This window comes from Oerskovia gallyi (assembly GCF_014836745.1).
GTDB lineage: Bacteria > Actinomycetota > Actinomycetes > Actinomycetales > Cellulomonadaceae > Oerskovia > Oerskovia paurometabola.
Genome location: NZ_JACSQE010000003.1, coordinates 240112 through 262237 on the forward strand (window position 1 = coordinate 240112; position 22126 = coordinate 262237).

Annotated in this window: 21 protein-coding genes, 1 tRNA gene, 1 other RNA gene and 1 pseudogene; 9 read left to right on the plus strand and 15 right to left on the minus strand. The window is 72.8% G+C overall.

Annotated features, from left to right (window positions below; translation table 11 throughout):
* Window positions 1–165: 165 nt before the first annotated feature.
* The 5 genes from H9640_RS05200 to H9640_RS05220 all read right to left on the minus strand — a co-directional run bounded on the left by H9640_RS05200 (window position 166) and on the right by H9640_RS05220 (window position 4882).
* Complete coding sequence (locus H9640_RS05200) at window positions 166–1245, minus strand: aspartate-semialdehyde dehydrogenase (protein ID WP_191789646.1); 1080 nt, start codon at window positions 1243–1245, stop codon at window positions 166–168.
* A gap of 14 nt (window positions 1246–1259) precedes the next feature.
* Window positions 1260–2579 carry an aspartate kinase gene (locus tag H9640_RS05205; protein ID WP_138822672.1) on the minus strand — a complete coding sequence of 440 codons (1320 nt, stop codon included), beginning with the start codon at window positions 2577–2579 and terminating at the stop codon, window positions 1260–1262.
* 244 nt (window positions 2580–2823) lie between these two features.
* Complete coding sequence (locus tag H9640_RS05210) at window positions 2824–3123, minus strand: hypothetical protein (RefSeq protein ID WP_225226731.1); 300 nt, start codon at window positions 3121–3123, stop codon at window positions 2824–2826.
* 230 nt (window positions 3124–3353) lie between these two features.
* Window positions 3354–4088 (minus strand): HAD family hydrolase, encoded by a 735-nt coding sequence (locus H9640_RS05215; RefSeq protein WP_318243655.1) that lies wholly within the window; start codon window positions 4086–4088, stop codon window positions 3354–3356.
* Entirely contained in the window at window positions 4085–4882 is a 798-nt protein-coding gene (locus tag H9640_RS05220) for a TSUP family transporter (RefSeq protein WP_191789764.1), read from the minus strand. The genes H9640_RS05215 and H9640_RS05220 overlap by 4 nt, the downstream gene beginning before the upstream one ends.
* Window positions 4883–5323: 441 nt before the next feature.
* On the opposite strand from H9640_RS05220, the pseudogene H9640_RS05225 reads away from it, so the two are divergent.
* Both H9640_RS05225 and H9640_RS05230 read left to right on the plus strand, forming a co-directional pair.
* Window positions 5324–6184 (plus strand): annotated as a pseudogene (locus H9640_RS05225) (ABC transporter ATP-binding protein); the annotation flags it as partial.
* The gene (locus H9640_RS05230; protein WP_191789649.1) at window positions 6181–7344 is read left to right on the plus strand and encodes an ABC transporter permease; all 1164 of its coding nucleotides are present in this window, start codon (window positions 6181–6183) and stop codon (window positions 7342–7344) included. The pseudogene H9640_RS05225 and the gene H9640_RS05230, both read left to right, overlap by 4 nt.
* An 87-nt stretch (window positions 7345–7431) precedes the next feature.
* On the opposite strand, the gene H9640_RS05235 is transcribed toward H9640_RS05230, so the two are convergent.
* From H9640_RS05235 to ffs, 8 genes are all read right to left on the minus strand, one after another.
* Window positions 7432–8007 (minus strand): DUF5063 domain-containing protein, encoded by a 576-nt coding sequence (locus H9640_RS05235; protein ID WP_191789650.1) that lies wholly within the window; start codon window positions 8005–8007, stop codon window positions 7432–7434.
* Entirely contained in the window at window positions 8000–8599 is a 600-nt protein-coding gene (recR, locus tag H9640_RS05240) for a recombination mediator RecR (RefSeq protein WP_138822666.1), read from the minus strand. Before recR ends, H9640_RS05235 begins: the two co-directional genes overlap by 8 nt.
* A gap of 77 nt (window positions 8600–8676) precedes the next feature.
* Entirely contained in the window at window positions 8677–9078 is a 402-nt protein-coding gene (locus H9640_RS05245) for a VOC family protein (protein ID WP_204809916.1), read from the minus strand.
* A gap of 2 nt (window positions 9079–9080) precedes the next feature.
* The gene (locus H9640_RS05250; RefSeq protein ID WP_191789651.1) at window positions 9081–11894 is read right to left on the minus strand and encodes a DNA polymerase III subunit gamma and tau; all 2814 of its coding nucleotides are present in this window, start codon (window positions 11892–11894) and stop codon (window positions 9081–9083) included.
* A gap of 79 nt (window positions 11895–11973) precedes the next feature.
* Window positions 11974–12636, minus strand: coding sequence for a methionine ABC transporter permease (locus tag H9640_RS05255; protein WP_138822662.1), 663 nt, complete (start codon window positions 12634–12636; stop codon window positions 11974–11976).
* The gene (locus H9640_RS05260; RefSeq protein ID WP_318243656.1) at window positions 12633–13916 is read right to left on the minus strand and encodes a methionine ABC transporter ATP-binding protein; all 1284 of its coding nucleotides are present in this window, start codon (window positions 13914–13916) and stop codon (window positions 12633–12635) included. Before H9640_RS05260 ends, H9640_RS05255 begins: the two co-directional genes overlap by 4 nt.
* 184 nt (window positions 13917–14100) lie before the next feature.
* A complete protein-coding gene (locus H9640_RS05265; protein ID WP_191789652.1) occupies window positions 14101–14994 on the minus strand; it encodes a MetQ/NlpA family ABC transporter substrate-binding protein in 894 nt (297 codons plus the stop codon).
* A 513-nt stretch (window positions 14995–15507) separates the two neighbouring features.
* Window positions 15508–15604, minus strand: an RNA gene (ffs, locus tag H9640_RS05270) — signal recognition particle sRNA small type.
* 196 nt (window positions 15605–15800) lie between these two features.
* Between ffs and H9640_RS05275 the strand changes: the two genes are divergently transcribed.
* Both H9640_RS05275 and H9640_RS05280 read left to right on the plus strand, forming a co-directional pair.
* Window positions 15801–15886 (plus strand) — tRNA-Ser (locus tag H9640_RS05275).
* Window positions 15887–15991: 105 nt separating this feature from the next.
* Complete coding sequence (locus tag H9640_RS05280) at window positions 15992–16399, plus strand: DUF6584 family protein (protein WP_191789653.1); 408 nt, start codon at window positions 15992–15994, stop codon at window positions 16397–16399.
* 142 nt (window positions 16400–16541) lie between these two features.
* Here H9640_RS05280 and H9640_RS05285 read toward each other — a convergent pair whose 3' ends face one another.
* Window positions 16542–17030 (minus strand): hypothetical protein, encoded by a 489-nt coding sequence (locus H9640_RS05285; RefSeq protein WP_191789654.1) that lies wholly within the window; start codon window positions 17028–17030, stop codon window positions 16542–16544.
* Between the two features lie 163 nt (window positions 17031–17193).
* Between H9640_RS05285 and H9640_RS05290 the strand changes: the two genes are divergently transcribed.
* A complete protein-coding gene (locus H9640_RS05290) occupies window positions 17194–17730 on the plus strand; it encodes a GNAT family N-acetyltransferase (protein WP_318243657.1) in 537 nt (178 codons plus the stop codon).
* A 25-nt stretch (window positions 17731–17755) separates the two neighbouring features.
* Here the strand turns inward: H9640_RS05290 and H9640_RS05295 are convergent, their stop codons facing one another.
* Window positions 17756–17944 (minus strand): PspC domain-containing protein, encoded by a 189-nt coding sequence (locus tag H9640_RS05295; RefSeq protein WP_191789655.1) that lies wholly within the window; start codon window positions 17942–17944, stop codon window positions 17756–17758.
* 210 nt (window positions 17945–18154) lie between these two features.
* Here H9640_RS05295 and H9640_RS05300 point away from each other — a divergent pair, with 210 nt between their 5' ends.
* The 4 genes from H9640_RS05300 (at window position 18155) to H9640_RS05315 (ending at window position 22126) form a co-directional block, all read left to right on the plus strand.
* Window positions 18155–18904 carry a TetR/AcrR family transcriptional regulator gene (locus H9640_RS05300; protein ID WP_191789656.1) on the plus strand — a complete coding sequence of 250 codons (750 nt, stop codon included), beginning with the start codon at window positions 18155–18157 and terminating at the stop codon, window positions 18902–18904.
* Window positions 18905–19043: 139 nt separating this feature from the next.
* Window positions 19044–20036 carry an ABC transporter ATP-binding protein gene (locus H9640_RS05305; RefSeq protein ID WP_191789657.1) on the plus strand — a complete coding sequence of 331 codons (993 nt, stop codon included), beginning with the start codon at window positions 19044–19046 and terminating at the stop codon, window positions 20034–20036.
* Window positions 20033–21697: an ABC transporter permease gene (locus tag H9640_RS05310; protein ID WP_191789658.1), complete on the plus strand. Its 1665-nt coding sequence runs from the start codon at window positions 20033–20035 to the stop codon at window positions 21695–21697. Before H9640_RS05305 ends, H9640_RS05310 begins: the two co-directional genes overlap by 4 nt.
* 117 nt (window positions 21698–21814) lie before the next feature.
* A complete protein-coding gene (locus H9640_RS05315; protein WP_138822644.1) occupies window positions 21815–22126 on the plus strand; it encodes a type II toxin-antitoxin system VapB family antitoxin in 312 nt (103 codons plus the stop codon).

The window sequence follows — 22126 nt, forward strand, 5'->3', positions numbered from 1 at the left end:
CCCCTGATCCCGTCGGATCAGGGGCCACAGCTCACTTCTCGGGGACGGCACACAGCACGACGGCGCCCTCCCACCAGAAGGTGAGGGGCGCCGTCGGGCACTGCGATGCGTCGTCCGTGTCAGAACCAGCGCGACCTCGGGGTCACGCTGGTTCTGACAGCCGGGTCACACCGGGGTCGAAGCCTTGCTCGCGAGGTCCGCCGCGACCAGCTCCGCGACCTGCACCGCGTTGAGCGCGGCACCCTTGCGGAGGTTGTCGTTCGACACGAACAGCACCAGGCCGCGACCGCCCGGCACGCTCTGGTCGGTACGGATGCGGCCCACGAACGACGGGTCGGCGCCTGCGGCCTCGAGCGGGTTCGGGACGTCCGAGAGCTCGACGCCCGGGGCCGCCGCGAGCAGCTCGCGCGCACGGTCCGGCGAGATGGCCTGCCCGAACTCGGCGTGGATCGCGAGCGAGTGACCCGTGAACACCGGGACGCGCACGCACGTGCCCGCGACCAGCAGGTCCGGGAGGCCGAGGATCTTGCGCGACTCGTTGCGGAGCTTCTTCTCCTCGTCGGTCTCCTCCTCGCCGTCGTCCACGATCGAGCCGGCGAGCGGCACCACGTTGAACGCGATGTTGCGCGGGAACTTGTCCGGCGCGGGGAACGAGACCGCGCTGCCCGAGTGCACCAGACCCGTGAGGTCCTGCTCGGCGCCCGCGACCGCCTGGTCGCGCAGCTCGGCCGCACCGGCCAGCCCCGCGCCAGAGACCGCCTGGTACGTCGCCACGATCAGGCGCTCCAGACCGGCCTCGTCCGCGAGCGGCTTGAGGACCGGCATCGCGGCCATGGTGGTGCAGTTCGGGTTCGCGATGATGCCCTTGCGCGCCTCGTGGATGGCCTCCGGGTTGACCTCCGAGACGACCAGCGGGACGTCCGGGTCCATGCGCCACGCGGACGAGTTGTCGATCACGACGACGCCCGCCGCGGCGTACCGCTCGGCCTGCGCCTTCGAGGTCGCGCCGCCCGCGGAGAACAGGGCGATGTCGAGGCCCGAGACGTCGGCCGTGGCCGCGTCCTCCACGACGACGTCCTCGCCCTTCCACGGCAGCGTGCTGCCCGCGGAGCGCGCCGACGCGAAGTAGCGGATCTGCGCGACCGGGAAGTCGCGCTCCTCGAGCAGACGACGCATGACGGCGCCGACCTGACCGGTCGCCCCGACGACGCCGACGACGAGGCCTGCAGAGTTCTGGTTGCTCATGGTTCTCTCCTCGCTCAACGGCCGGTGCCGGCGTAGACGACTGCTTCGCTCTCGCCGTCCAGCTCGAACGCGGTGTGGATGGCCCGCACCGCGTCGTCGAGGCTGTCGGCGCGGGTCACGACCGAGATACGGATCTCCGACGTCGAGATCATCTCGATGTTGATGCCCGCGTCGCGCAGCGCACCGAAGAGCTGCGCCGAGACGCCCGGGCTCGACTTCATGCCCGCCCCGATGAGCGAGACCTTGCCGATCTGGTCGTCGTACTGGAGCGACGCGAAGCCGATCTCCTCGCGCACGGCGTCCAGGGCCGTGGTCGCGAGGGCGCCGTCGTCCATGGGCAGCGTGAACGAGATGTCCGTCAGGCCCGTGGCCGCGACCGAGACGTTCTGGACGATCATGTCGATGTTCGCGCCCGCACCGGCCACGACCTCGAAGATGCGTGCGGCCGTGCCCGGCACGTCCGGGACGCCGACGACGGTGATCTTGGCCTCGCTGCGGTCGTGCGCGACGCCGGAGATGATCGGAGCTTCCATGATGACCTCTGCCTCGTTGCCGGCCGGGGAGCCGGGAGCCTGCTGGGGGACGTTCGGCACGGAGCGCGCGTCGTTCGACACGATCGTCCCGGCCTTGGTCGAGAACGACGAACGGACGTGGATGGGCACGCCGTAGCGGCGCGCGTACTCGACGCAGCGCAGCACCAGGACCTTGGCCCCGCTCGCCGCCATGTCGAGCATCTCCTCGTAGGAGATGTGGTCGATCTTGCGGGCCGTCGGCACGATGCGCGGGTCCGCGGTGAACACGCCGTCGACGTCGGTGTAGATCTCGCACACGTCGGCGCTCAGGCCCGCCGCGAGCGCCACGGCCGTGGTGTCCGAGCCGCCGCGGCCGAGCGTCGTGACGTCGTTGGTGCTCTGCGTGACGCCCTGGAACCCGGCGACGATCGCGACCGAGCCCTTCTCGACGGTCTCGCGGATGCGGTGCGGGACGACGTCGACGATGTGCGCCTTGCCGTGCACGGCGTCCGTGATCACGCCGGCCTGCTGGCCCGTGAACGACTTCGCCTTCACACCGAGGTTGTTGATCGCCATCGCCAGCAGCGACATCGAGATGCGCTCGCCTGCCGTGAGCAGGATGTCCATCTCGCGCTGGGGAGGGAGGGGGGTGACCTGCTGGGCGAGATCGATGAGCTCGTCCGTCGTGTCACCCATGGCCGAGACCACGACGACCACGTCGTGTCCGGCCCGCTTGGTCTCTGCGATGCGCTTCGCCACCCGCTTGATGCTCTCCGCATCAGCTACCGACGAGCCACCATATTTCTGCACGACAAGTGCCACTTGCTGCTCCGTTACGTCGCCGGCCTCCGTCTCTCTCAACGGCCCGCCGGGTGCTTTACGAGTCGGTCGATGATAGCCCGGGGCCCGGGGTCGCCGGGAGGGGGCTCAGGATGCGGCCGGGGTCGACCGCTGACCAGCGCCGACGCCGTGCTGGTCGGGCGCCGAGAACGGGGTTCGGGCCGTTTCCGGGCCGTTGGCGACCTCCATCCCGTTCTCGGCGGCGGGTGGGCAGCCGGACAGCCGGTCAGGTGTGCGGGTTGGTCAGCACCAGGTAGGTGTAGAGCCCGAGCGCCACGCATGCGAGCACCAGGAGCACGAGACCCCGCCGGCGGGGCCGGGCGACGAGGATACCGAGCGCGGCAGGCACGGTGACGAGCACGGTGAAGAAGGCGAAGAACCCCGAGGCGGGTCGCGGTTCGCCGAAGCACCCGAAGTCGGCCTCGGCGTGCGGGCTCGGGTCGCACCCGAAACCCTCGACCCCGACGTCGTAGGCGATGAGAGCGGGGATCGCCACCAGGACGTACCCCACGACAGCGACGAGCACCCCGACGAGAGGACGCCACTGCCCCCACCCCGGCCCCCGCGAACGGGGCCGCGCGCGCAGGTCGTGCACGAGGTCGCCGTCACGGTTCGTCGCACCAGGCTGCCGTACCTGCGACCGCCCGCGAGACGGGTGCTCGCGCACGAGACGGGTCTCGCCGTCAGGTGCGTAGCCACCCGTCTCGGACCGGACCACCCGTCTCGGCCCCGGGCGACCGGTGCCCTCCGCCGCCGTCACGCCCCTCCCCGCAAGACCAGCTCGGTCAGCCCGGCCAGCGACGTGATGCGCGCGGGCTCCTCGAACGGCCCCTGCCCGGTGCGGTCCAGGTGCACGGCCCGGAGCCCTGCAGCCCGAGCGGCGACGACGTCGAGGTCGTAGCGGTCCCCGACGTGCAGCACGTCGCGCGGATCGACCCCCAGCGCGGCGCAGACCAGCAGGTAGCTCTGCGGGTCCGGCTTGGCGACGCCCAGCGCTTCGGCCGTGAACACGGGCCCCAGGCGACCCACGAGTCCCACGGCGCCGAGCTTGGCGTGCTGCTGCTCGTCGGTCCCGTTCGTCAGGACGGCCAGCCGCACGGGCAGGTCCTGGAGCACCGCGAGCATCGGCTCCACGTCGTCGTACGCGGTCCACGACGCCTGGTAGTGCGCGGCGTACCCGGCGAAGACCTCGTCGAGCTCGGCCTCGCTCCCCAGGTCGACGTCCAGGTCGAGGCCCGCGAGCGGCAGGACGTCGCGCAGGCGCCGCCGACGCTGCTCCGCGAAGGTGATCTCGCGCGAGCGCCAGGCGGAGAAATGTCTCTCCTCGGCCGCGAACCACGCCGCGACCAGCTCGTCGGTCGCCTCGACGCCGAGGCTCGGCAGCCAGGCCGCGAGCGCCGCCCGCGCGGACCCGTCGTGGTCGAGGAGGGTCCCGTCGAGATCGAGGACGACCGCCGCCACGCCCGGCACCCCCTCCTCGCGCACGGTCACTCCCCCAGGCTCGTGACGACGTCGTACCCCAGCTTGCAGATGAGCACCCCCACCACGACCACGAACACGACCCGCACGAACCCGCTGCCCTTGGCCACGGCCATGCGCGCCCCGATGTACGCGCCGAGCAGGTTCGCGGCCCCGATCGCGAGCCCCAGACCCCACAGCACCGCGCCGTAGGGGACGAAGAAGATGAGCGCCCCGGCGTTGGTCGCGAAGTTCGCGATCTTCGCGAGCGCCGAGGCGGGCAGGAACGCGTACCCCAGGATGCTGACGAGCGAGATCACGAAGAACGTCCCCGTCCCGGGGCCCAGCAGCCCGTCGTAGAACCCGATCGCGAGCCCGATCCCCGCGGCGGCCCACCGGTGGCCGTTGCCCTCCCAGCGCAGGTTCGTCGTGTGGCCGAGCTTCGGCCTGGCGATCGTGTACGCCGCCACGGCGATCAGGACCACCAGGATGATGGGCTTGAACAGCTCGGCGGGGATCTTCGACGCGAGCGCCGCACCGCCCACCGCCCCCACGAGCGCCGCGAGCGCCATGGGGCCCGCGGTCCGAAGGTCCGGCCCCACGCGCCGGTAGTACGTCGTCGCGCTCACGGACGTGCCCATGATGCTCGCGAGCTTGTTCGTCGCGAGGGCCTGGACCGGGCTGATCCCGGGGACGAGCAGCAGCGCAGGGAGCTGGACGAGCCCTCCCCCACCGACCACGGCGTCGATCCAGCCCGCGGTCAGGCCTGCGAGGACCAGCAGAGCGATCGTCAGGAGGTCGAGCTCGAGCCCGCCCGAGCCGGGCAGCACGATCCCGTCGCCAGCAGCGAGAGGCGCGTGCGCCACGAGAGGAAGCGTCGCGGCGAGGTCCCAGGTCACACGGAAGTCTTGCACGACGGCGGACAGGTCACTCAGGAGGCGCACGAGCCGCCCGGACGTCACCCGGCCTGGCTGCACCGCGCCGGGGCGTGCACCGCTACGCTCGGCGCCATGACGAGCACAGGGGCTCCCCAGGGGGATCCAGCAGAGCACCGACCACCCGGACAGGCCGACCCGCCCGCGACGCCTCCCGCACCACGACCCGCCCCGGACGCCACCGCACCGTCGGGGAGCGACGCCGTCGGGCCGGAGGTGCCCGTGGCACCCGAGGCGCCCGCGGCACCCGGCCCGGACCACGCGCCCGACGGCGTCGCCGCCCCCGGCGGGATCGCCGCCCAGGGCGTGCGGCGCGCCTTCGGGACCGTGCACGCGGTCGACGGTGTGGACCTCGTGGCGCGCCCCGGCCGGGTCACGGCGCTGGTGGGGCCCAACGGCTCGGGCAAGACGACGCTCCTGCTCGTCCTCGCGGGCCTCCTCACCCCCGACGCGGGCACGGTGCGCGTCGCGGGCTTCGACCCGGTCACGCAGAGCTTCGCGGCGCGCGCCCGCACCGGGTGGATGCCCGACGCGTTCGGCACCTGGGACTCCTTGACGGCCCGCGAGGTCCTCACGACGTTCGCCGCCGCCTACCGGCTCCCTGCCGCGGTGGGAGCCGCGCGCGTGGCCGAGCTGCTGGCCCTGGTGCACCTCCAGGAGTACGCCGACCGCCCCGCGAGCGTCCTGTCGCGCGGGCAGAAGCAGCGCCTGGGCCTGGCTCGCGCGCTGGTCCACGACCCGGACGTCCTGCTGCTCGACGAGCCCGCGAGCGGCCTCGACCCGCGCTCGCGCGTCGACCTGCGCGTCCTCGTGCGCGAGCTCGCGGCCCGTGGCAAGACCGTCCTCATCTCGAGCCACGTGCTGACCGAGCTCGACGAGATGGCCGACGACGCCGTCTTCCTCTCGCGCGGGCGTACCGTCGCGTCGGAGACGGTGGGCGAGGCCGCGACGACGCGGCGCACGTGGCGCGTGCGCGCGCTCGACCCGGTCGCGCTGCACACCTGGCTCACCGGGGCGGGGGTCGTGTTCGGCACCGAGCCCGACGGCGCCGCGCTGGTCGACCTGGACAGCGACGCCTCGGCCGCAGCGCTCCTGCGCGACGCGGTCGTCGCCGGGGTCCCCGTCGTCGCGAGCGCCCCCGCCGGGGGCATCCTCGAACAGGCCTACCTCGCCCTCGAGGAGGAGCGTCGATGAGCACCCAGCAGTTCCTCTCCCCCCAGCCGACCGGGACGGCCCCGACGGGCAGCGCGAGCACGCCGGACAAGCGCGGCGACTGGTCGCTGTCGTGGCACGGGGTCAAGACCGTCGCGACGCTCGAGCTGCGTCAGCGCGTGCGCTCGACCCGGTGGAAGATCGCGCTCGTCGTGTGGTTCGTGGTCGTCGGCGGCATCACGCTCCTGACGTCGGGTGCCCTCTCCTTCACGACGGGATACGACAACGGCTCCGACGTGCAGTACGGCCCGATCATCTTCGGCGCCGTGGTCTTCTTCGTCCTCTTCCTCGGCCTGCTCGTGGCCCCGACGCTCAGCGCCTCCGCGATCAACGGCGACCGGAACGCCGGGACCCTCGCGACTCTCCAGGTGACGCTACTGACCGCGGCGGAGATCGTCGTCGGGAAGCTCGTCGCGGCGTGGAGCGCGGCGCTCGCGTTCCTCGTCGTGAGCATCCCGTTCATCGCGTGGGCGCTCGTCGCGGGCGGGGTCTCGTTCCTGTCGCTGGTCACGACGGTCCTGCTGCTCGCGGTGCTCCTCGCCGTGGTCTGTGCGATCGGGCTCGGGTTCTCGGCGCTCACGACCAAGACGTCGGGTTCCGCGGTCCTGACCTACCTGACCGTCGCGGGGCTCACGGTCGTGAGCCTCATCGCGTTCGGGCTCACGGTCCCCCTGGTGACGTACGAGAGCGAGGTCCAGGTCTGGAGCGTCCCTGACGACTACGACGGGGAGTACGGGACGGCCCCCGAGTGCGAGTGGCAGGCGCGCGAGCTCACGCAGAGCCACACCGAGCTCACCTGGTGGCTCCTCGCGGTGAACCCGTTCGTCATCGTCGCGGACGCCGCGCCGCAACCCACGTACGCGGACAGCGACGAGGCGTACTTCTCGACGTCCGACCCGCTGTCGCTGATCCGAGCAGGTGTGCGCGCCGCCCGGACCGGGCCCTCCCCCGTCCAGGACTGGTGCTACGGCAACGGCGCCGACTACGAGTCGCCGGTCGACGCCCCGGAGGCGGACGACTCCCCCGTCTGGCCGTGGGGGCTGGGCGCGAACCTGCTCCTCGGCGCGGGCGGCGTGGTCCTGGCCGTGCGGCGCCTGCGCATCCCGACCGCGAAGCTGCCGCGCGGTACGCGCGTGGCCTGAGCGGACTCGTACCAGGACGGGCGCAACCGCGTGGTCGCGCCCGTCCGGCGTCTCTCAGACTGCGCCGCTGACGCGGGCGGTCGTGGATCAGGCGTGCAGCGCGTCGTACTCCGCCTCGGCGGCGACGTCGTCCTCGACGTCGAGCCGCAGGTGCGCGAGCACGAGCTGCAGGACGCGCAGCGCGCTCGCGGCCCGCTCGCCCCACAACGACAGGTAGGAGAACTGCCACCACCACAGGGCCTCGAGCTCCTGGCCCGAGTCGTAGTGCTGGAGCCCCTTGGCCAGGGCCTCGGCGATGCACGCGATGTCCCCGGACACCGACGCCTGCCCGACGACCGCGCCCAGCACGGGGTCCTCGATCTCCGGGTAGTCGTCGAGGCCGTCGAGCAGCCGGGCCAGGCCTTCGCGCAACGGGTCGAGGTCGGTCTCGGGCCCGGCGTCGGGCTCGAAGCGCTGGTCCGGGACGACGTCCATCATGGCGCCGAGCCGTGCGCCGACGGCCAGCAGGTCCGACGTGGCCAGGAGCAGCAGCGGGATCGCGGCCTCCGGGGCGGCGCCCGAGGCGACCTCGGCGGTCGTCGTGAGGAAGGTGCGCGCCTGCGCGGACACCGAGGCGGCGACGGACCTCAGGTCCGACCCCACGGCCTCTTCGGTCTCAACCACTGACGACCCTCCGTCCCTCGAACGCCCGCCCGAGCGTCACCTCGTCGGCGTACTCCAAGTCTCCACCCACCGGCAGCCCGGACGCCAGGCGGGACACGCGCAACCCCATGGGCGAGAGCATGCGCGTGAGGTAGGTGGCCGTGGCCTCGCCCTCGACGTTGGGGTCCATCGCGAGGATGACCTCCTGGACCGCGCCGTCGGCCAGCCGGGTCAGGAGCTCGCGGATGCGCAGGTCGTCGGGGCCGACGTTGTCGATGGGGTTGATGGCCCCACCGAGCACGTGGTACTTGCCGCGGAACTCGCGCGTGCGCTCGATCGCGACGACGTCCTTGGGCTCCTCGACGACGCAGATCACCTCTGCGGAGCGTCGGGGGTCACGGCAGATGCGGCACTGCTCCGACTCCGCGACGTTGCCGCAGATCTCGCAGAACCGCACGCGCAGCTTGACCTCGGTGAGCGCGTCGGCGAGCCGCCGCACGTCCGCGGCGTCGGCCGCGAGGAGGTGGAACGCGATGCGTTGGGCACTCTTGGGGCCGACTCCGGGGAGTCGGCCGAGCTCGTCGATCAGGTCCTGGACCGCGCCTTCATACACTCCCCCAGCCTACGTGGCGCCACCGACTCCGAAGTCCGCCGCGCGCAGGCGTCGCGGGCCGTGTGTCAGGCGTCGTGTCAGTCGTCCGCCGCGACGATCTCCACCTCGAAGCCGTCGGCGTTCTCGAGGTAGGCCGCGTAGTGCTGGGGGCCGCCCGCGTAGGGGTGGGCGTCCGCGAACATCAAGCTCCACCCGTGCTCGGCCGCGCGCGCCGCCAGGTCGTCCACCTCGCTCGGGCGACCGCCCGAGAACGCCAGGTGGTTGAGGCCGGGGCGCAGGCGGTCGTGCTTCTCGGCGCGGACGGCGGGGCTCGCCTCGAGCACGATGTACGTCGCCCCGCGCAGCCAGCTCTGGCCCGAGGCCCACGTCTGGAAGCGCGTGTAGCCGAGCTCGTCGAGCAGCCACGCCCACGAGCTCTCCGCGGTGTCGAGGTCCTCGACCCACAGCTCGACGTGGTGGAGCTCGCCGCGCGGGCTCACGGTCAGAGCCCGGTGTCGATGGTCTCGTCGATCACGACGCCGCCCAGCAGCTGAGCCACGAGCGGCGCGCCGACCAGGCCCGACGACGCGAGGTCCGGGTCGTCGTCGGACGGCGAGTCGTCGTCCATCGAGACCGCGACGCGCGCCGACGACTGTCGGGCCCTCTGCTCGGCGGCCTGCCGTTCGAGGGTCTGACGGCGCGACTCGCGCACGCCGGGCGCGGGCCCGGTGGGGACGGCGGGCGTCGGGGCGCTGGGCGCCGACGGCGCGGAGGCCTGAGAAGGCGCGGTGGGACGGGGAGCAGGCCTGCTGCCCGACGACGCCGCTCGCCCCTGGTCCGCGGGCGGCGGTTCGTGGCCCTCGTCGTAGTCGACGGGGGGCTCGGTCACGGGCAGACCCGCGAGCCAGGCCTCGTCGGCCGCGTTGACGACCGGCTCGGCCTCCGGCGCGGTGCGGGGAGCGGAGGCGGGCCGGGCTGCCGGGCGCTCCTGGAGCGCGACGCCGCCCTGCTGCACGGGGGCCGTTCCCTGCGCACCGGGGCCCGAGGGCCGGACAGTACCCGGACCGTTCGGGGCTGACGAGGCCGACTGCATCCCAGGTCCCCCGGGTGCCGAGACCACGCCGACGGGCTCGCCGACCGGCACGACGGCCTCAGGTCCGGAACCGCCGGGGCCGTTCGACGGTGCGGTCGGCGCTGGGCCTCCCGCGGCCGGACCAGCAGGGGCGCCCGGTGCGCCGTCGTCGGACGGCTCGTCCCGGCGCGGCGCGGGCGGCGCGTCCGGGACGGGAGCGCTCGGGGCCGAGCCGCCGCCCTCGTCGAGGCGGGCCTCGACCCGGACCTGGAAGCCGAGGGTCTGGTAGACGGCCTCCTGGACGGCCCCCGTGTGCCGGGACGTGGAGAAGGTCCGCGCGAGCGCCGGCGTCTGGAACGCGAGGTACAGGGTGTCCGGCGTGAGCTCCCCGACCTGCGCGTTGCCGCTCACGAGCGACCACGTGACGCGGCTCGAGCTCAGGGTCTGGAGGACCTCGGGCCAGCGTCGACGCAGGACGTCGGTGCTGAGTGCGTCGACATCGCTCGACGCGGGCGCCTGGGCGGCGGGCGCCGGGGCGGCCGGGGGCTGGACCACGGCCACCGGCGCGACGGGCGCCTGGGTGGCCGCAGCAGGTGCGGGAGCCGGCTCGACCCGCGCGGCCTCGGGAGCCGTCACCGAACCGAGGTGCGCGGCAGGGGCGGCGTCGTCGTCCGGCACGACGGACGCGGCAGCACCACCCTCGACCGGGGAGGCGACGACCGGCGTCCCGACGGGTGCGTCCGTCGCCACCTCGCTCGTCGCGGGCTCGCCCGTGCCGACCGGCACGACGACGGGCCAGTCCTCGCTCTCGCCCGCGGCGCCCGAGGTCTCGCCCGCGGAGGCGACGTCGCTCGTGAGCGCAGCGGCCCGCGGCTCGGCGGCCGCAGGAGCCGCCCCCTCCCCTGCCTTGCGGGCCTGGAGCGCCGCCCGGGCGGCAGCAGCACCGCTGAGCCCGCTCACGGGGGCTACGGGCGCGTCGTCCTCGACCCGCGGGGCACGCGGCGCGGGGGCGACGAGGCCCTCGGGTCCTCCCGGGCGTGGCGCGGCCGCGACGGGCGCGATGCCCGCGACGCCGAGGCCGCCTCGCTCCAGCCGGTCGATGCGCGCCGCGAGCCCCGCGGCGCCGTCGTCCACGCCGGGGAGCAGGAGGCGCGCGCACAGGAGCTCGAGGTGCAGGCGTGGCGACGTGGCGCCGCTCATCTCGGTGAGCGCCGCGTTGACGAGGTCCGCCGCGCGCGAGAGCTCGGCCGCGCCGAGGTTCTGCGCCTGGGTCTTCATGCGGTCGAGCTGGTCGGACGGGACGTCGCGCAGCACGGCGTCCGCGGCACCGCCGGAGACGGAGATGACGATGAGGTCGCGCAGGCGTTCGAGGAGGTCCTCGACGAAGCGGCGCGGCTCGTGCCCCGTGGTGATGATCTGCTCGACGACCCGGAAGATGCTCGCGCCGTCGCGGGCCGCGAGGGCCTCCACGACGTCGTCGAGCAGCGAGGCGTGCGTGAAACCCAGCAGGTCCACGGCACGCTCGTAGTCGACGCTCCCGGCCTCGGCGCCCGCGATGAGCTGGTCCATGACGGACAGCGAGTCACGCACCGAGCCGCCGCCCGAGCGCACGACGAGCGGCACGACGCCGGTGCCGATGGTCACGCCCTCCGCGGCGCAGAGCTGCTCGAGGTAGGGACCCAGGACGTCCGGAGGGACGAGGCGGAACGGGTAGTGGTGCGTGCGCGAGCGGATGGTCCCGATGACCTTGTCCGGCTCGGTCGTCGCGAAGATGAACTTCACGTGCGGCGGGGGCTCCTCGACGAGCTTGAGGAGCGCGTTGAAGCCCTGCGGCGTGACCATGTGGGCCTCGTCGAGGATGAAGATCTTGTACCGGTCGCGGGCGGGCGCGAAGGTCGCGCGCTCGCGCAGCTCGCGGGCGTCGTCGACACCGTTGTGCGAGGCCGCGTCGATCTCGATGACGTCGAGGCTGCCGGATCCGCCGCGCGCGAGCTCGACGCACGACGAGCACTCCCCGCAGGGGGTGTCGATGGGCGTCTCCTCGGTGTTGCGTGCGCAGTTCAGGGTGCGCGCGAGGATGCGCGCCGAGGTCGTCTTGCCGCAGCCGCGAGGGCCGGAGAAGAGGTAGGCGTGGTTCACTCGTCCGCTGCGCAGCGCCTGCCGCAGTGGTCCGGTGACGTGGTCCTGCCCGATGACCTCGGCGAAGGTCTCTGGCCGGTAGCGGCGGTACAGGGCGGTGCTCACCCCGGCAACTCTAGACGGCGTGGCTGACAGCGCGCACAGCGGGCCGACGGCCGCGCTGCCCGGGGCCGTCGGCCGCGCCTCAGCGCCGCAGGACCTTGCGCGCGAGCCAGTTGCCGAAGAACTGGACGACCTGCACGATCACGATGATGACCACGACCGTCACGGCCGTGACGGCCCAGTTGTACCGCTGGTACCCGTACCGGATCGCGAAGTCGCCCAGGCCGCCGCCGCCGATGTACCCGGCCATCGCGGACATGTCGATCACGGCCACGAAGATGAACGTGTAGCCCAGGATGAGCGGCGCGAGCGCCTCGGGGATGAGGACCGTCCGGATGATCCGCCAGGGCGAGGCGCCCATGGCGCGCGCGGCCTCGACCACGCCCGGGTCGATGCTCACGAGGTTCTGCTCGACGATGCGCGAGGTCCCGAACGCGGTCATGACGGACAGCGGCAGGATGAACGCCTCGGTGCCGATCGTCGTCCCGACGACCGCGAGCGTCACGGGGTAGATCATCGTCAGGAAGATGATGAACGGGATGGGTCGGACGATGTTGACGAGCACGTTGAGGACGTTGAACACCACGCTGTTCGCCAGCAGGTTGCCCTTGCGCGTGCAGTAGAGCGCGAGCCCCAGGACCAGGCCGCCGAGGCCGCCCGCGAGGAGCGCGATCGAGACCATGTAGAGCGTCTCGCCGAGCGCGTCCCACAGGATCGGCAGCAGGGTGGACCAGTCGCGGTTCATCGCTTGCCTCCGAACGTGCCGGGCTCGGTGCCGAAGTCACCGGGCTGGGTGCCCTGCGTGCCGGGGCGACCGAGCCCCGAGGTACCGGTGCTGCCCGTCCCGGGCCATCTCTCGCTCTGCCACGCGTCGCGCGGGTCGGGTTCGTCGACCCGGCCCGACGGCGGAGCCCCGGTCGCGTCGTCGGCCTCGCCCGACTCGTCGCTCGCCCCGGCCACGACGCGCGGGTCGTCGCGGGGGTCGGCGGCGGTCCCGAGGTCCACGACGTCGGTGGTCGCGGACAGCTCGGTGAGGAAGCTCGCGATGGTCGTGTCGTCCCCTGCGAGCTCGAGCGTGAGCGAGCCGAAGGGCCGCTCCCCGATCTCGGAGATCCCACCGAACACCACGGAGCCGTCGAGCCCGTGCTCGCGCAGGAGCCGGGTCAGGCTCGCGCCCGAGGTCCCGTCCTCGTGGACCCCGACGGTCACGAGCTGTCCGGGGTGCCGACGGCGCAGGCGTTCGAGGGCGTCGGGGCCGGGCCGGTCGCGCAGGGCCGTCCCGACGAACTTCTTGGTCGCGGTGGCCTGCGGCGAGGAGAACACGTCGTAGACCTCGCCGACCTCGACGACCTTGCCGTGTTCCATGACCGCGACCCGGTGGCAGGTCGAGCGCACGACGTCCATCTCGTGCGTGATGACGACGATCGTCACACCGAGCTCGGCGTTGACGCGGCGCAGGAGCGCGAGCACGTCGCGCGTCGTCTCGGGGTCCAGGGCGCTCGTCGCCTCGTCGGCGAGCAGGAGCTTGGGCGACGTGGCGAGCGCACGGGCGATCCCGACACGCTGCTTCTGCCCGCCCGAGAGCTGCGACGGGTACGCCGTGGCCTTGTCGGAGAGCCCCACGAAGTCGAGGAGCTCGGCGACGCGGGCCTCGCGCCGCGGCTTGTCCCAGCCCGCGACCTTGAGCGCGTACGCCACGTTCCCGGCGACGGTCCGTGAGGACAGCAGGTTGAACTGCTGGAAGATCATGCCGATGCTCGCGCGCACGGGCCGCAGCTCACGCTCGGAGAGTGCGCTCACCTCGTCCCCGTCCACGACGACGCTCCCGCTGGTGACGGGCTCGAGCGCGTTGATGAGCCGGACGAGCGTGCTCTTGCCCGCGCCCGAGTAGCCGATGACGCCGAAGATCTCACCTGCCCGGATGTCCAGGGTGACGCCGTCGACGGCCGCCACGGCGGACGAGCCGGTCCCGAAGACCTTCGTCACGTCGCGGAATCGGACCATCGTGTCCGAGGTGGTGCTCACGGAGGAACCTCTCGTGCGGGGGTGCGGTGGCCGGGCCCCTCGTGAGGGCCGCGTGACCTCGCACGGTGTGCGGGGGACGCGTGTACGGACAGTCGAACACGCTGGTGGTGCGTCGGGCGAGGGGACGCCGGTGCCCGACGACGGTGGGTGACGTCGTCGGGCACCGGGGGCTCACGCCGAGGGCTCAGTCCTGGGCGCGGTAGTTCTCCTCGATCCCCGCGAGGATCTCCTGGAGGTCGGCCGCGGAGTTGTCCTTGATGACCGCGGTGCCGCCCGAGGCCTTCTTCTCGGCGGCGACGACCTCTTCGTTCTGGGAGAGCGCGGCGATCTTCAGGAGCGTCTCGTCGTCCTTGTCCTCGGCACGGGCGACCCACACGTTGATGTAGGGCTCGGAGGCCGAGGAGTCGGGGTCGTCCTGGAACAGGGCGTCCTCGGGGGCGAGCCCGGCGTCCTCGAGGAAGTCGTTGTTGATGATCGCGCCGTCGACGGACTGGAGCGAGATCGCGGTCTGCGCGGCGTCGACGGGGGTGACCTTGACCTTGGAGGACGGGAGCACGTCGGCCTCGGTCGACAGCGAGCTGCCGCCGTCCTTGAGCTCGATGAGCCCCGCCTCCTGGAGGACCAGGAGCGCGCGGGCAAGGTTGGTCGCGTCGTTGGGGACCGCGATCTCGCCGCCCGCGGGGATGTCCTCGAGCGCCGTGTGCTTGGTCGAGTAGAGCGCGAGCGGGTAGACCGCGGTGGCGCCGATGGGCTGGAGGTCGTCCCCGGCCTCGACGTTGTAGCCCGCGAGGAACTGCAGGTGCTGGAACTGGTTGAGGTCGATCTGGTCCTGCGCGAGCGCCGGGTTGGCCTGCTGGTAGTCGCCGAAGTCGACGATCTCGATGTTGAGGCCCTCTTCCTTGGCGACCTTCTCGAACACGGCCCACTTGTCGTCGGCTGCGCCGACCACGCCGATCTTGACGACGTCGTCGGCGCTGCCTGCCGAGGCACCGCTGTCGGTGGGGGTCGTGGCGCACGCTCCGAGCGTGAGGGCTGCGGTGGCCGCGATCGCAGCGAGGGTGAGGTTCTTGCGGAGCATGGTCTGTCCTTCCGGTGACGGGCGCCGGCGGTTGTCGCGGGGCGTCCGTGAGGGAGCGTCACGGTGGTGACGGGGTGGGAGGTGGAACGTCCTCCTGCCCGACGACGGAGCGCGCGTCGCGAGGACACGTCACCGGTGGTCGGTGGTTCAGGAAGGGATGAGGCGGGCGCTTCGGCGCGGGCTCCGGTCGTCTCCGGGCTGCGCTCGCGGAGCGGGCGGTGCGGTGCTGGGGTCAGGTCAGAGCTGACAGCACATTCGACCGGCGCCACGCAGGACGGAGCGACACGACATTCGGCAGCCGGTGGCTGCGCGGTGCGTCGTGAGCTCGGTGCTCGTGGGGCGGGTCATGGCTCCATGATGCGCACGCTCGTCGCCTCAAAACCACTGCGATGGTCGATATTCCAGATGCTGGACGGAATTTCGTCCACATCGTGGCCGGTCGCGGGCGATACATACGGGTTTAGGGCGATATCGCCGCGTCGCCTATGACGCAGGCCACATCTGGCCGGGGCATGAAAGGACCCCCCGTGCACCCACCAGAGCCCACCTGCCCTTGCTGCCTTCCGGCCCTGGGGGAGTTCAGTGAGATAGCGCCGCACGAGGGGTCTGGACCCAGCCTAGCCCAGGAGGGCCAGTCGTCCGAAACCGGCCCCCGGACCCCCGGTCGAAACCGGTCCCCCCGAGCCGGCGCGGTCCCGGAAGGCGGTGCCGGACACCGCCCGGGACGGGCCGATTCGGTCGCAGGCCCGGCGTCCGGTATTCTCGACACGCTGCCTGACGCCCCGCGTGGGTCGACGTTGCAGCACGGAGGATTCGCCTAGTGGCCTATGGCGCACGCTTGGAAAGCGTGTTGGGTTAAAAGCCCTCGGGGGTTCGAATCCCCCATCCTCCGCAGACCGAAGGGCCCGCAGCGTGCGCTGCGGGCCCTTCGTCGTTCGCCGACGCGGACGCGGACGCGGGTGATCGTGGTGCGGGTGCCACGCCCTAGAGTCACCCCATGAGCGTGGAGCGGACCCTGGAACGGGTCGAGGAAGACCTGCGCGTCGGCGACGTCACGATGGCGCGCACGAGGCTGAGCAGCCTCGTCCGGAGCCTGCCCCACCGGCTCGACGCGCGCGAACGGCTCGCCGCCGTCTGCCGCCTGGACGGCGATCTCGTCGAAGCCGGACGGTGGTCCTACCTCACCGAGCAGCGTGACGAGCGCGAGGTGGCTGCCTTCGAGCGCGCCTGTGGCAAGGACCCGGTCCGGATCATGCGCGCTCTGCGCTGGCGCTCCTCCGAGGAGGCCGCCACCACCGAGGTGGCGCGCCAGCGGCTACTCGACGGCCGCGGCCGCGCCGAGGCAAGAGCAGGCAGGACGCTCGACTGGTCGGACAAGGGCCGCGAGGTGGGTGACCCCTGGTGAGAGGATGCTCTCGCCGTCGGCTGCCTGGTCACGGGCGTCGTCCTGCTCGCACTGGTGGTCATCGGCGCGGTGACGGTCGTCCGGTGGGTCTTCTAGGAGTCGCCACCGGGTCGGCGCGTCACCGCACCGCGCGGACGAGACGTCAGCCCACCGAGTCGAGCAGACGCTCTGCCGTCGCGAGAAGCTCGTCGCGCGAGACGCCGTCTCCGATGAGCCGCACCATGCCCGCGGGGGGCGCGTCGATCGTGACGACCGACCGGTCCTGCCCGACCGGGTCCGAGGCCACGGTCACCGTCTCCTCGCCCGAGAGCTCGGGCACGGCCTCGGGAGTCCAGTCGTCGCCGAGGCTCTCGACCGTGACGCCCGCGTGCACCGCGTGGACGTACAGCCCCGGCCCCTGCTCCCCGGGCTGCCCCTGGACGTAGACCGAGCTCGTCGACTCCGAGAGGTCGAGGTCGACGGTCTCGACGTAGTGGAAGCCCGCCGGGAGGATCGCCGGGTCGAGCTCGCCTGCCGCGGCCAGCAGGAGCGCGCCCGCCCTGGTCGCCCCGTCGAACGGCGAGATCGGCGTCGCGGGAGGCGCTGCGGCGGGGGTCTGCTCCGCGGTCGCCATGGGAGAGGCGGTGGACACGCATCCTGCGAGCGTCATGGCGGCGACGGCGAGGCAGAGTGGCAGCAGGGCGGTTCGGGTGGGGTGGGAGCGCACCCTCGGATGGTGCCATGCCGACCCTTGCCGGACAAAAGCCCCGGGCGACCGTGCAGGAACGCGGTGCGCCCGAGGCATACTGGCGGGCGTGCCCCCTGCAGACCGCCCCCTCCGCACGGACCTCGCGGTGACCTGGCGGGTCGCGGAGCACCCGGTCCGCGCTCCGGAGTCGCAGGCGATCCTGTTCCGGTACTACACCGAGGTGAGCGACCGGTACTTCGGCCACACGACCCCGCAGGAGGACCTCGTCTCGGGCTTCGCCGCCCAGGACTCCTCGGGGCTGGCTGCTCCCGGAAGCTCGTTCCACCTCGCCTGGGCGGACGGCCGCGAGGGCCCCGTGGCCGTGGGGTGCGCGGGCGTCGTGCTCGCACGCGACGCCTCCGCGCCGACCGCCGAGCTCAAGCGCGTCTTCGTCGACCCTGCGTTCCGCGGACGCGGCATCGCCACCGCCCTGCTCGACGCGGCCGAGTCCGCGGCACGGGACCTCGGCGCCGAGGTGGTGCGGCTCGACACCCGGCACGACCTGGTCGAGGCCCTGGCGCTCTACGCGGGACGCGGGTACGTGGACGTCCCGGCGTTCAACGACGACCGGTACGCGCAGCGCTGGCTCGCTCTGCGGCTCTGACGGCCACGAGCCGCGCGGCAAGGGCTCACTCGGGGTCGCGGGGCAGCATGATCCACAGGACGACGTAGGCCAGGACCTGCGGTCCCGGCAGGATGCACGAGGCGACCGCGATGACGCGGACGAGCGTCGGGCTGATGTCGAAGCGGCGGGCGAGGCCCGCGCAGACACCGGCGATCACGGCGCCGTGGCGCGGTCTGGCGAGGATGTGGCTCATGCTTCGACGGTACGCCGGGGCCCGGTGCGCGCACATCGGGGACTCCCCTGGTCCGTCCCTGATTCGCCGGTCCGTCCGGAGAGGGTCGGCCGTCATCCTCGCGGCGGACTCTCGGCCACTCCGGCCGCGTCGGCGACGGCCCCGAACCTTGACGCCTTCTTGACGCGCAGCCCCTTGTGCCCTGCTGAACAAGTGTTTAGCGTGTTGAACATGCGTTCAGCACCCCCGGCTGCCGGTCACGCCCCGACCGGCACGGGCCCGCAGACGTCGGACGTCCCGGAGACGCTCGACGTCCCGGACCTCACCGGGCGCGCCCGGATCCGCGACGCCGCCCTGCTCCGCTTCGCGTCCGAGGGATTCCGGGTCCCGGTCCGCACCATCGCGGCCGACGCCGGGGTCAGCCCGGGACTCGTCATCCACCACTTCGGGTCCAAGGAGGGGCTGCGCCGTGCGTGCGACGAGCACGTCCTCGTCCTCGTCCGCGAGAACAAGCGCAACGTCCTGGGCGACGAGCACGGCTCCCGGGGCAGCCCCATGGACGTCCTCGCGCAGCTCTCGTCGATCGAGGAGTACGGTCCCGTGCTCGGCTACGTCCTCCGCAGCCTCCAGGAGGGCGGCGATCTCGCCCGCTCCTTCGTCGAGAGCATGATCGACGACGCCGTGGCCTACGTCGCGGACGGGGTCGCCACCGGGACCATCAAGCCCTCGCTGGACGAGAGGGCGCGCGCCCGCTACCTCGTGACGCAGTCTCTCGGCACGATCCTCCTCGACCTCACGCTGAACCCGCCCGCCGACCCGGGCGACACCGGGGCCGTCGTCCGCGGGTACGTCGACCGGCACGGCCTGCCGTCGATCGAGCTCTTCACGGACGGGTTCCTCACCGACCGCACGCTCCTCGACGCATACCTCCGGTACGCCGAGCCGCCACCCCGCGGACAGGCCGCAGCGCCGGCCCGGTAGCCCCAGCACGACGGACGCGGTCCGCAGCCGGTCCCTCCGGGGCGAGCGACGCCGTCGGGCACCCTCCCGACGCTCCCTCCCGACCCTGGCCCACGACCGTCCCCCTCCCCTTCACACCCTGCCTCCCTGACGAGGAACCATGACCACGACCGCACGCACGAACCCCGCCACCACCCGCGGGCCCGCCGTCGAGATCCACGACCTGCACAAGTCGTTCGGCACCACCAAGGCCCTCGACGGGCTCGACCTCACGGTCCGTGCCGGAGAGGTCGCGGGCTTCCTCGGACCCAACGGTGCCGGGAAGTCCACCACCATCCGGGTCCTGCTGGGCCTCCTGCGCCCCGACGCCGGCACCGCGACCCTGCTGGGCGGCGACCCGTTCCGCGACGCCGTGTCGCTGCACCGGCGCCTCGCCTACGTCCCGGGCGACGTCACGCTCTGGCCCCAGCTCTCGGGCGGCGAGACGATCGACCTGCTGCTGCGCCTGCGCGGCGCGGCCGTCGACGAGCGCCGCAAGGCCCGCATGCTCGAACGCTTCGAGCTCGACCCGACCAAGAAGACCGGCACCTACTCCAAGGGGAACCGGCAGAAGGTCGCGCTCGTCGCCGCGCTGAGCGCCGACGCCGAGCTGCTCGTGCTGGACGAACCGACGTCGGGCCTCGACCCGATCATGGAGGCCGTGTTCCAGGACTGCGTGCGCGAGGCGACCTCGCGCGGCACGTCGGTCCTGCTGTCGAGCCACATCCTCGCCGAGGTCGAGGCGCTGTGCGACACCGTCACGATCATCCGGGGCGGCCGCGCCGTGCAGTCCGGGACCCTGCGCGAGCTGCGGCACCTGACGCGGTCCAAGGTCGTCGTGACCGTCGGGCCGGGGGCCGGGCGCAGAGCCGGCGCGGATGGTTCCCCCGACGTCACGGGCGGTCTCGCGGGCCTGGCCGGGGTCCACGACCTCGTCGTCGACGGATCGCACGTGACCTTCCACGTCGACGACGACGCCCTGCCCCAGGTCACGCGTGCGCTCGCCGACCTCGAACCCCACGGCCTGACGATCGAGCCTCCCTCGCTCGAAGAGCTGTTCCTGCGGCAGTACGGCGACGAGCTCGCCCTGCTCGACGGCGAGGCGCTGAGATGACCACGCTCGCCTCGTCGGCGACGGCCCCGGCCCCGTCGCGGGTGTCGGCCCCTCCCCTGTCCCTGCGCGGAGCGTTCGCGGGCACGGGCGCCCTGACCCGCCTCGCGCTGCGCCGCGACCGCATCGTCCTGCCCGTGTACGTCGTCGTGGTGCTGCTCATGGTCGTGGTCACGTACTCGTCGGTCGCCACCGTCTACGGGACGCAGGCCGAGCGCGACGAGCTCGCCGCGAGCATGGGCACCAACAGCGCGTTCCTCGCGCTGCTCGGGCCGCTCGAGCACACGGGGTCCGTCGCCTCGACGGCCACCTGGCGCGTGGGCCTGTTCATGATCCTGGTGCTGGGCGTCCTCGCCGTGCTCACCGTGGTGCGCCACACGCGCAAGGAGGAGGAGACGGGCCGGCTCGAGCTCGTGCGCGCGGCCCGCGTGGGGTCGCTCGCACCGCTCGCGACGGGGGTCCTCGTCGCGGCCGGGATGTCCGTGGTCACGGGCGCGTCCATGGCCGCGATGTTCGTGGCGCAGGGGGCCGACGGCGCCTCGTCCGTCGCGTTCGGCCTCCAGTTCGCGGCGCTCGGCCTGGCCGCGACCGGCATCGGGGGCGTGTGCGCCCAGGTCGCGACGTCGTCGCGGACCGCCAACACGATCGGCGTCCTGCTGCTCGTCGCGGGGTATGCGCTGCGCGGCGTGGCCGACATCGACTCCGCGGACTGGCTGCACTGGGTCTCGCCCGTCGGGTGGGTCCAGGAGATCGACCCGTTCGGCGCGAACGCCTGGGGTCCCGCACTGCTGTGCCTCGCACTGTTCGTCGCGTGCGTGGCGGTCGCAGCCCGGCTCTCGCTCGGGCGGGACCTCGGCGCGGGCCTCGTCCAGCCGCGCCCCGGGCCGGCCGGTTCCGCGTCGCTCGTGAGCCCGCTCGCGCTCGCGACGCGGCTCCAGCTCCCCGGCATCGTGTCGTGGACGCTGGGAGTCGGGGCGTACTGCCTGCTCGTCGGTTTCCTGCTGGACTCGGTCGACGACATCGCCGGGTCGTCCCCGCAGATGCAGCAGATCATCGCGCAGCTCGGCGGGGCCGGGGCGCTCGCACAGGTCTTCCAGGTCGCGATCATGGGCTTCGTCGGGATCGCCGCGGCGGCGTTCGCCGTGACGCTCGTGTCCCGGGTCCACGCCGAGGAGACCTCTGGTCGGGCCGAGCTGGTGCTCGCGACGGGCACCTCCCGGACGCGGTACCTGACGGCCTCGGTCGTGCTGCTGGTCGCGGGCGTCGTCGCCGTCCCGCTGTGGGCCGGGCTCATGATGGGTCTGGGGCACGCGCTCGTGTCGGGTGGCTGGGCCGACGCTCTCGGCGACGCCGTCGGGGCCGGGCTCGTGCAGGTCCCGGCCGCCCTGGTCGTCGCCGGGCTCGTCCTGGTGCTGTACGCGTGGCGGCCTCGGCTCGTGGCCCTGGGCTGGGGCGTCGTCACCGTCTTCCTGGTCGTCGGTCAGCTCGGCGAGCTGTTCGGGCTGCCGCAGTGGGTCCGCGACCTGTCGCCCTTCACGCACGTGCCCCAGGTGCCGCTCGACCCGTTCTCGCTCGGCCCCGTGCTCGTGCTGACCGCGATCGCCGGAGCCCTCGTCGCGGTCGCCTACGCCGGGTTCCGGCGCCGGGACGTGGGAGGTGCGTGACGTGCCCCCGGTCCCCGAGCGGGCGGTGAGGGCCGGATGTGCGGGGCCTGTGGAGTTGTGGGGCGACGGGGCGCGATCCGCGGCAACGCGCCGAGGGCTCCCCCTAGACTGGCCCGCATGATCTTCAAGGCCGTCGGTGACGGGCGCCCGTACCCGGATCACGGGTTGGTCACGCCCAAGGACTGGTCGAGCGTCCCGCCCCGTCAGGTCCGGCTCGACGAGCTCGTGACGACCAAGCGGACCTTGAACCTCGACAACCTGCTCTCGGAGGACTCGACGTTCTATGGTGACCTGTTCGCGCACGTCGTGGAGTACCAGGGGGTCCTCTACCTCGAGGACGGCCTCCACAGGGCGGTCCGCGCAGCCCTGCAGCAGCGCGCCATCCTGCACGCCCGTGTGCTCATGCTCAACGCCCCCTCGGTCGGGTAG